Below are 9,573 nucleotides of genomic sequence, written 5' to 3' on the forward strand. Positions count from 1 at the left end.
GCGCAGGTCGCTGGCGACCGGCTGGCGCAGGGCGATCAGGCGGATCGCCTTCTTCTCGATATCGCGGTGCAGGGCGTCCAGCTTCAGGTCGCGCTCGACCACCGCGCGGGCCAGGGCGATGTCGCGACGGGCGACGGAATCGATGGCGTCGGCGACCTGGGCCTCGGCCAGGCCGCCCATGCGGGCGACCTCGGCCGTGATCTGGTTCAGTTCGTCGCCATAGGCCTTTACGGTGTGCTGGTTCATCGGATTAGCCGAAGCGTCCCGTGATGTAGTCGAGCGTGCGCCGCTCGCGCGGATTCTGGAAGATGGTCTCGGTGTCGCCGGTCTCGACCAGGCGGCCCATGTGGAAGAAGGCCGTGCGTTGCGACACCCGCGCGGCCTGGGCCATCGAGTGGGTGACGATGACGATGCAGAACCGCTCGCGCAGTTCGTCGATCAGTTCCTCGATGCGCGCCGTGGCGATGGGGTCCAGGGCCGAGCACGGCTCGTCCATCAGGATGACTTCGGGGTTCACGGCGATGGCGCGGGCGATGACCAGGCGCTGCTGCTGGCCGCCCGACAGGCCCATGGCCGACGACTGCAGGCGGTCCGCCACTTCTTCCCACAGGCCCGCGCGCTTCAGGGCGCTTTCGACCACGCCGTCCATCTCGGACTTGGCCGAGACCAGGCCGTGAATCTTGGGGCCGTAGGCGACGTTCTCGTAGATCGACTTGGGAAAGGGGTTCGGGCGCTGGAACACCATGCCGACCCGCGCGCGCAACAGCACGGGGTCGATGGAGCGATCGTTGATGTCCTCGTCGTCCATGGCGATCCGCCCGGTGACCTTGGCCCCCGAGATGGTGTCGTTCATGCGGTTCATGGTCCGCAGGAAGGTCGACTTGCCGCAGCCGGACGGGCCGATCAGGGCCGTCACCGTCTTGTCGGGAATGTCCAGCGAGACGTCGTAAAGCGCCTGCTTGCCGTCATAGAAGACCGACACGTCGCGCGCCGCGATCTTGATCGGCCCCGTCGGCGGCGTGTCGACCACGGTGGGACCAGGCGCCGGTTCGGCGTCCTCCATGCGCAGCTCGGCGCGGTCGGACGCCTGGGGGGTCGTTTTCGCCGGCGCGGCCTCGGGCAGCACCTGGCCGCCCATGCGCGGCGCCTGGGTCGGGTCGCCGCCGTCATTGTGGCCGTCGGGTGCGCGGAAGATTCGGAACTTCATTCTCTTACCACCGACGCTCGAAGCGCCGCCTCAGGATGATGGCCGCCGCGTTCATCACGATCATGAAGGCCAGAAGGACCATGATCGCGGCGGCGGTGCGTTCGTGGAACGCCCGCTCGGAGGCGTTTTCCCAGATGTAGATCAGCGACGGCAGCGCGCCGACCGGCTGGTCGATGGCGTGCGGCACGCCCGGCACGAAGCTGACCATGCCGATCAGCAGCAGCGGGGCGGTCTCGCCCAGGGCGTGGGCCATCGAGATGATGGCGCCGGTCATGACGCCCGGCATGGCCAGCGGCAGGACGTGGCTGAAGACCGTCTGGGTGCGGCTGGCCCCCATCGCCAAGGCCGCCTCGCGGATCGAGGGCGGCACCGCCTTCAACGACGAACGCGTCGCGATGATCAGCGTCGGCAGGGCCATAAGCGCCAGCACCAGGCCGCCGACGATCGGGCTGGCGCGCGGCAGGTGCATCCAGTTGATGAACAGCGCCAGGCCCAGCAGGCCGTAGACGATGGAGGGCACGGCGGCGAGGTTGTTGATGTTGACCTCGATGATGTCGGTCAGCTTGTTCTTGGGGGCGAACTCCTCCAGCCAGACCGCGGCGCCGACGCCCAGCGGAATGGCGATCAGGGCCGTCACCATCAGCATCAGGGCCGAACCGACCACGGCGCCCAAAACCCCGGCGATCTCGGGCTGGGTGGAATCGCCGTTGGTGAACAGGGCCGTGTTGAAGTGCGAGCCGATGACGCCTTCCGTCTTCATCCGATCCAGCCAGGCCAGCTGCCGGTCATTGAGGCGGCGCTGCTCCTGCGGCACGTCGCGCGAGATCTCGCCCTTCAGATAGAGGTCGGCGTCGTCGGACAGCGGGGCCGCCAACGGAACCGTCTCGCCGATCACGTCGGCGCGGCGCGAGACCAGATCGGCGGCGACGAACTTCAACTCCGACGAGAACAGGCCGCGCATGTCGCGCGAGACGTCGCCCCGGGCGTCGTCGGCGATCCCCCAGCGCGCCAGCTGCTGCTCGGCCGCCATCTGCTCGAAGTTGCTGCCCTGCGGATAGGCGCGGTCGACCCGCGCGGGGTCCATATAGACCGGCACCGTCACCGTGTGGGTGTAGAAGGCGGTGTGCCCCTGCTCGATGATGCGGCCCAGCAGGATGACCAGGAAGACCACCGCGGCGGCGATGGCCAGCTGGCCGTACAGCTTGAAGCGGGTCTCGCGCGCGTGACGACGCTTGAGCCCGGCGCGCAGCCGCTCCAGGCGCTTGTCCGCGGCCGCGCCGACCTGTTCGGGGGTCGCGTCAGTCATATTGTTCTCGATAGGTCTGGACGATCCGCTGGGCGACGATATTCAGCATCAGGGTGACCAGGAACAGCGTCAGCCCCAGGCCGAAGGCCGACAGGGTCTTGGCGCTGTTGAACTCCTGGTCACCGGTCAGCAGGGTGACGATCTGCACCGTGACCGTCGTCACCGTGTCCAGCGGATTGAAGGTCAGGTTGGCGGCGAGGCCCGCGGCCATGGTCACGATCATGGTCTCGCCGATGGCGCGCGACACCGCCAGCAGCAGGGCGCCGGCGATGCCCGGCAGGGCGGCGGGCAGAAGCACCCGCTTGACCGTCTCGGACTTGGTCGCGCCCATGGCGAAGGAGCCGTCGCGCAGGCTCTGCGGCACCGCGTTCAGGATGTCGTCAGACAGGGACGAAACGAAGGGGATCAGCATGATGCCCATGACCGCGCCGGCGGTCAGCGCCATCTGGTTCTGCACCAGCGCCAGATACTGGCCCAGGCCGTCCAGCGGCCCGCCGATCAGGAACAGGCCGATCTCGTTGAAGAAGACCCGCAGCGCCGGCCCCACCGTCAGGGCGGCGAAGAAGCCGTAAACCACGGTCGGCACCCCGGCCAGTATCTCGAGCACCGGCTTGATGACCGCGCGCGCGGTGCGGCCCGCGTATTCCGACAGATAGATGGCCGACAGCAGGCCGATGGGCGCGGCGACCAGCATGGCGATCAACATGATCAGCAGGGTTCCGGCGAACAGGGGCACGGCCCCGAAGGCGCCGCTGGAGCCGACCTGGTCGGCGCGGATCGCGATCTGCGGGCTCCATTGCGTGCCGAACAGGAACTCCGTCACCGGGACGTGCTGGAAGAAGCGGAAGGCGTCGAAGGCCAGGGAGGCGATGATGCCGATGGTCGTCAGCACCGCCACCGCCGAACAGACGAACAGGGCGCCCCAGACCCAGCCCTCGACCCGGTTGCGGGCCCGCACGTTCGGGCGAATCTGGCTGAAGGCGAACAGGCCGCCCAGGATCGCGGCCAGCACGGCGGCGACGGCGGCGCCCCACTGCAGGGTGCGCTCGACCCGCACCATGCGGCGCGCCTCGACCGGCAGCTGCTCGGCCAGGGGGCGTTCCCAGATCTGCAGCGCCGGTTCGCCCCGGCCCAGGCGGTGCGCGTCGGCGAAGAAGGCCTCGCGGCGGAAGGGTTCAAGCGTAGCGACGGCGTCGGGCGCGCCGGCGGCGGTCAGCTGGCGCTCGATCGGCGCGGCGAACACCCCGGCCAGCATCAACACCGCCAGCGCCGGCGCCGCGACCCAGATCAGGGCGTAGGCGCCGTGCTGGGCCGGGCGGGAATGCGCGCGGACGCCCCGGAACCGGCCTTGCGCCATCGCCCGCCCGCCCACGAAGGCGGCGGCGGCCAGCGCCGCGAGAATCAGCAGGAGAATCCAGATCATTCGGGGCCCGGTACGCGTGCGCGAATCGTCGGAATCCCGGACATCCAGGACTGACTTGGCGCGTCTTCTGCCCGCGAATGGTCAGCGGATTAAGACGGCTCCATGACAGTTCGGTTACAGTGACGCCGGGATCGAAGCGTCGGCGGAGGCCGGGCCGGCGCGCCCCTTGGCCGCCATCGGGAACCAGGCGGTGAAGGCCGCGCCCAGGCCGGGCGCGCTTTCGACCAGCAGACCGCCCTGGTGTCGGTTCATGATGTGCTTGACGATCGCCAATCCCAGGCCCGTGCCCTGCCGCTCGCCGCTTTTCTGGCCTTCGACGCGGTAGAAGCGTTCGGTCAGCCGCGGCAGATGCTCGCGGGCCATGCCCGGACCGTGATCGCGCACGGTGACGGCCGCATAGGCCATGCCCGCCGTGCGATCGGGCGTCACCAGCGGCAGGCGGGTGGCGCCGGGCGTCCGCGACGCCCAGGCCTCGTCGAACGACAGGTCGGCGCGCACCGTGATCTCGACCACGCCGCCGGCCGGCGAATATTTGACGGCGTTGTCGAGCAGGTTCTGCACCACCTGGACGATCTCGTCCCGGTCGCCGCTGACCGACGCCCTCGCCTCCCCCTGGTCCAGGACCACGCTGACGTCCTTGTTGCGCACGATGACGCTGACCGCGTCGACGACGTCGGAGGCGGCCCGGTCCAGGTCGACGCGGCCGGAGGGCGGGATGTGTTCGTTCAATTCGATCCGGCTGAGCGACAGCAGGTCCGCGACCAGCCGGCTCATGCGGTCGGCCTGGGCGGCCATGATGTCCAGGAACCGGTCGCGCGCCACGACATCCTCGCGCGCATGGCCCTTCAGCGTCTCGATGAAGCCGCTCAGCGAGGCCAGCGGGGTGCGAAGCTCGTGGCTGGCGTTGGCCAGAAAGTCGACGCGCATCATCTCCATGCGGCGCACGTCGGTCTCGTCGCGCAGAACGACCAGGGCCAGACCCCCGTCCTCGTCGCCCAGCGGCCGGGTCCAGGCCCGCCAGCGGCGGTCCCGCTGGCCCCCGGTGGTGTAGTCGGTGGCCCGCGACACCCCGCCGAACAGCGCCTCGTCCACGGCCTCCAGCACGCCCGGCTCGCGGATGACCTGGACCAGGAGCCCGCCCTGGCGCTGAACCCGCAAGAGATCCCGCGCCGCCTGATTGGCCAGGACGATGCGACGTCCGGCGATATCGTCGGGCTCTCCCCCGCTGACGATCAGCACCGGATCCTCCAGCGCCTCGAACACGCGGTCGAGCAATTCAGCCGAGGCGACGGGCGCCGCCGTTGCGGCCCGGTCATCGACCGGCGTCGGCTCGGCCTCCTGACGCCCCGGCGCGTTCAGCAGCCACGCCGCCCCCGTCGCCACCGCCGCTCCGCCGACCAGCCACGGGGCCAGTTGAGGATGGATGACGGCGAGACCCAGCATCACGCCGACCGCGATGGCGACCGTGGCGCCGATCGTCCACAGGCGCGACGTCGAGGTCGGCGCGACGGGCGATGGCGAAACCTCATAGGGCATGATGGGACGACTCATGAGGACGGAGACGGAGGGAGGCCATCCTTGCACGGATTTCATGACGGCGCTTCGACAGCAGCGCCGGTCGTAAACCGCGCCGTCGTACCTTTTCTTTAGGACTTTGCCGTCAAGCTGGGCGGAACGAGGGGATGCCGTGCAGAGGTTCCTGGAAAGCCTGAGTCAAAGCCATGATTGGCGGCTGATCATCCTGGCGGCGACGGTGTGCGCCGTCGGGCTCAGCGCGGCCTTCTGGCTGATGAACCGCGCCTGGACGTGGGGCGGGGATCGCGGGCGTCGTCCCGGCCTGCTGGCCGCCGTGACGGCGACCGGCGCGGTCTGGACCACGCACTGCCTGATCATGCAGAGCTACGTCGTCGCCATCGACGCCCGTGTCGCCTATGCGCCGCTGCTGACCCTGGCCTCCTTTCTGCTGTGCCTCGCCGCCGTGGGTCTGGCCACCGCCGCGACGTTCCGGGAGGACAGCCGACGCATGAAGGCCGTCGGGGGCGCGGTCGGGCTGCTGGGCGTCGGCCTGATGCACTATGTCGGCCTGGCCGGGCTTCGCGCGGCGGCGACGCTACAGTGGAACCCTTGGCTGATCGCCCTGTCCTTCGTCGCGGCCGTGGCGTTGAGCGCCGGCGCCGGCTTCGCCTATCGCCGCGGTCCGCGCCGCAGCCTGGCGATCCTGGCTCTGTTCGACGCCGCCGCCATCGTGCTGCTGCATCTGCTGGGGCTGTCGGCGGTGACCGTGACGCCGCATGAGGCGGGCGTCGCCGTCTCGGGTCTGTCTCCGGCGACCCTGAACACCCTGACCCTGTTCGCCATGATCGGCATCGCCTGGGCGGTCGGCCTGACGGCCTGGATGAACCACGTGTCGCGCCAGAGCGCCCTGAAGCAGATGCGCGAGGCGGTCGACGCCATGCCGGACGGCCTGGCCTTCTACGACGCCGAAGACCGGCTGGTGCTGTGGAACGCGCGCTACGCCGAGGTCAACCGCGAGTTGGAGACGCAGTTGTCGGTCGGCATGCCGTTCCGCGACGTGCTCCGCATCGGCCTTAAGGAGCGGCGCTACGAGGACGCCCTGGGGCGCGAGGACGCCTGGCTGGACGAACGGCTGGCCGAACGTCGCAAGCTGTCGGCGACCCTGGAGCAGCGCATCGTCGGCGACCGCGTCCTTCGCATACAGGATCGACGCACGGCGGAAGGCGGCGTCGTGACCGTCTGCACCGACATCACAGACTTGAAGCGCGACGCCGCCGCCCTGTCGGAAGCGCGCGACGCCGCCGAAACCGCCAATGTCGCCAAGAGCCAGTTCCTGGCCAACATGAGCCACGAAATCCGCACCCCGCTGAACGGGGTGATCGGACTGACCCAGGCGCTGGCCAAGACCGAGCTGAACGTCGAACAGCGCGAGATGCTGGATCTGATCCAGGCGTCCGGCCGCAGCCTGCAGACGCTGCTGAGCGACATTCTGGACCTGGCGCGGGTCGAATCGGGCAAGCTTGAACTGACCGAGGACGCCTTCCACCTGGCCGGCGCCGTGCGCGAGGCCGCCCAGCTCTACGCCGAGAACGCGCGACAGAAGCGCCTGGACTTCCACGTCGACATCGACGTGGAGGAAACCCTGTGGATCCGGGGCGACGCGGTGCGGCTGAAGCAGGTGCTGACCAACCTGATCTCGAACGCGGTGAAGTTTACCACGCAAGGGTTCGTCAGCGTCACCCTGCAGCAGGGGCCCGAGCGCGACGGCGCGCCGACCCTGAGGTTCGCGGTCGAGGACACCGGCATCGGCTTCGACGCCGCCACCCGCGCGCGGCTGTTCACGCGCTTCGAACAGGCCGACGGCGGCATCACCCGCAAGTTCGGCGGATCGGGCCTGGGCCTGTCGATCTGCCGGCAACTGGCCGAAATGATGGGCGGAGACCTGGATTGCGAAAGCGCGCCCGGCGGCGGGTCGTCCTTCATCCTGACCCTGCCGTTGAACCGGTGCGCCGCGCCCTCGGCCGGGGCCGAGGCCGACGAACCCGTGATCGCCGCCCCCGCCCGCGTCCTGGTCGCCGACGACCATCCCACCAACCGGCGGGTCATCGAACTGATCCTGGCCCAGACCCCGGTGGAGATCGTCGTCGCCGAAAACGGCATGGAGGCCGTCGAGGCCTGTCGTCGCCAGGATTTCGACCTGATCCTGATGGACATGCAGATGCCGGTGATGGACGGCCTGACCGCCACGCGCGAGATTCGTCTGCACGAGACCGCCATGGGCGCCCCGCGCACGCCGATCGTCATGCTGACGGCCAACGCCATGCCCGAACACATCGCCGCGGGCCGGGCCGCCGGCGCCGACCGGCACCTGGCCAAGCCGTTCAACGCGGCGGATTTGCTGGCGATGGTGGCCGATCCCGCCGCGCTGGCGCGCGATCAGGCGCAGGCCGCCTGAAACCGAGCTTAGGCGGTTGCGCGCCCGGCGCGATGCGTGTAATAGCCCGCGCTCTTGAATTCGAGGGTTCACACCCCCCGCCGCGCGGGCCCTTTCGTCAGCGCGGCGTTTCCGTTGTTTGTTGAGGCAGCCAGATGGCCGAGATCATTCTGAACGTGGACGTCCGTGAAGGCGTCGGCACCGGCGGCGCCCGCGCCGTGCGTCGCGCCGGCGGCGTGCCCGGCATCCTGTACGGCGGCGACAAGGCCCCGGTCGCCTTGTCGGTGAACGAGAAGGACTTCAGGAAGTCCCTCTACACCGGCAAGCTGCTGGGCCACCTGGTGACGCTGAAGTACGGCGACGAGACCCAGCCGGTCATCGCCAAGGACATCCAGTTCGACCCGGTGTCGGACCGTCCGGTCCACTTCGACCTGATGCGTGTCGACGAAAAGGGCACGATCAAGATCGAAGTGCCGGTCCACTTCAAGAACGCCGAAGATGCGCCGTTCAACCGCCAGGGCGGTTCGCTGGAAGTCGTGCGTCACGCCGTGGAAGTTTCGGTCCGCGCCGACCGTATCCCGGAAGAACTGGTCGTCGACCTGTCGAAGTCGCAGATGGGCGACACCATTCGCATCTCGGACATCGACCTGCAGGGCGCCGAGCCGACCATCGGCGACCGCGACTTCGTGATCGCCACGATCAAGGTCTCCTCGGCCGCCCTGTCGGCCGCCGCCGATGAAGCCGCCGAATCCGACGCCGCTCCGGCCGAGGACAAGAGCGAAGACTGATCCCGTCGCTCACCTGAAGATCACGCCCCGCCCGGTTCGCCGCGGCGGGGCTTTTCTTTGCCGATCGCAGACGGCATGAGGACGCCATGATCATCATCGCGGGGCTCGGCAATCCGGGCGCGAAGTACGAAAAGAACCGGCACAACATCGGCTTCATGGCGGCCGACGAGATCGCGCGTCGCTGGCGGTTCGGCGCCGAGAGGGCGAAGTTCCAATCGATCGTGAGCGAGGGCGAGATCGAGACGGCGGACGGGCCGGTCAGGGCCCTGCTGATGAAGCCCCAGACCTATATGAACGAAAGCGGCCGCGCGGTCGGCGAGGCGGCGCGCTTCTACAAGATCAAGCCCAGCGAGATCATCGTCTTCCATGACGAGATCGACCTGGCGCCGGGTCGCTTCCGTATGAAGACCGGGGGCGGCGCGGCCGGCCAGAACGGCATCCGCAGCCTGATCAGCCACCTCGGGCCCGATTTCCGTCGCGCCCGCATGGGTATCGGCCATCCGGGCGAAAAGCATCTGGTGATGCCGCACGTGCTGGGCGACTTCCACAAGGCCGATCAGCCGTGGCTGAACGCCCTGCTCCAGGCCTGCGCCGACGCCCTGCCGTTCGCGGCCGCCGGCGACGACGAGCGGTATCAGGGCGAGGTCATGCGCCTGGCGCCCGCGCCGAAGTTCAGCCCTCGCCAGGCGGCGCGGGGCGAGCTGTAGCGCCGCCACGGGTCGCAAGGTCGCAAGACACACGATCGCACTAGGCCGGGGCGCCGAAAGGCCGTAAAGCCCGGACGTGACCCGCAGCCAGGCCGACAATTGGTCCGTCGCCCGATCGCTCGCCTTCCTGGCGGCGGTTTTCGCGCTCGCGCTTGGAAGCCTGCTGCCGTTCGCCGCCCTGGCGGCGGCGCGC

At 69.2% G+C, this 9,573-nt stretch carries 8 protein-coding genes; 3 read left to right on the plus strand and 5 right to left on the minus strand.

What is annotated here, in order from left to right:
• The 5 genes from B2U11_RS13950 to B2U11_RS13970 form a co-directional block, all read right to left on the minus strand.
• Window positions 1-246, minus strand: a 246-nt coding sequence (locus B2U11_RS13950; RefSeq protein WP_292072576.1) for a phosphate signaling complex PhoU family protein, incomplete at its 3' end; no start/stop codon positions are given.
• A gap of 4 nt (window positions 247-250) precedes the next feature.
• Window positions 251-1,207: a phosphate ABC transporter ATP-binding protein PstB gene (gene pstB / locus B2U11_RS13955; protein WP_292072578.1), complete on the minus strand. Its 957-nt coding sequence runs from the start codon at window positions 1,205-1,207 to the stop codon at window positions 251-253.
• 4 nt (window positions 1,208-1,211) lie between these two features.
• Complete coding sequence (gene pstA / locus B2U11_RS13960; protein WP_292072580.1) at window positions 1,212-2,513, minus strand: phosphate ABC transporter permease PstA; 1,302 nt, start codon at window positions 2,511-2,513, stop codon at window positions 1,212-1,214.
• Window positions 2,506-3,936: a phosphate ABC transporter permease subunit PstC gene (gene pstC, locus B2U11_RS13965; protein WP_292072582.1), complete on the minus strand. Its 1,431-nt coding sequence runs from the start codon at window positions 3,934-3,936 to the stop codon at window positions 2,506-2,508. The genes pstA and pstC overlap by 8 nt, the downstream gene beginning before the upstream one ends.
• A 114-nt stretch (window positions 3,937-4,050) precedes the next feature.
• Window positions 4,051-5,472: a sensor histidine kinase gene (locus B2U11_RS13970; RefSeq protein WP_414632970.1), complete on the minus strand. Its 1,422-nt coding sequence runs from the start codon at window positions 5,470-5,472 to the stop codon at window positions 4,051-4,053.
• 151 nt (window positions 5,473-5,623) lie between these two features.
• On the opposite strand from B2U11_RS13970, the gene B2U11_RS13975 reads away from it, so the two are divergent.
• The 3 genes from B2U11_RS13975 to pth all read left to right on the plus strand — a co-directional run bounded on the left by B2U11_RS13975 (window position 5,624) and on the right by pth (window position 9,380).
• On the plus strand, window positions 5,624-7,906 hold the full coding sequence (locus B2U11_RS13975; protein WP_292072587.1) for an ATP-binding protein: 2,283 nt from the start codon (window positions 5,624-5,626) through the stop codon (window positions 7,904-7,906).
• A 134-nt stretch (window positions 7,907-8,040) separates the two neighbouring features.
• On the plus strand, window positions 8,041-8,673 hold the full coding sequence (locus B2U11_RS13980) for a 50S ribosomal protein L25/general stress protein Ctc (protein WP_292072592.1): 633 nt from the start codon (window positions 8,041-8,043) through the stop codon (window positions 8,671-8,673).
• Window positions 8,674-8,759: 86 nt separating this feature from the next.
• Window positions 8,760-9,380, plus strand: coding sequence for an aminoacyl-tRNA hydrolase (gene pth / locus B2U11_RS13985; protein WP_292072594.1), 621 nt, complete (start codon window positions 8,760-8,762; stop codon window positions 9,378-9,380).
• Window positions 9,381-9,573 lie beyond the last annotated feature (193 nt).

The organism is Brevundimonas sp. UBA7534 (genome assembly GCF_002479325.1).
Taxonomy (GTDB): Bacteria; Pseudomonadota; Alphaproteobacteria; order Caulobacterales; family Caulobacteraceae; genus Brevundimonas.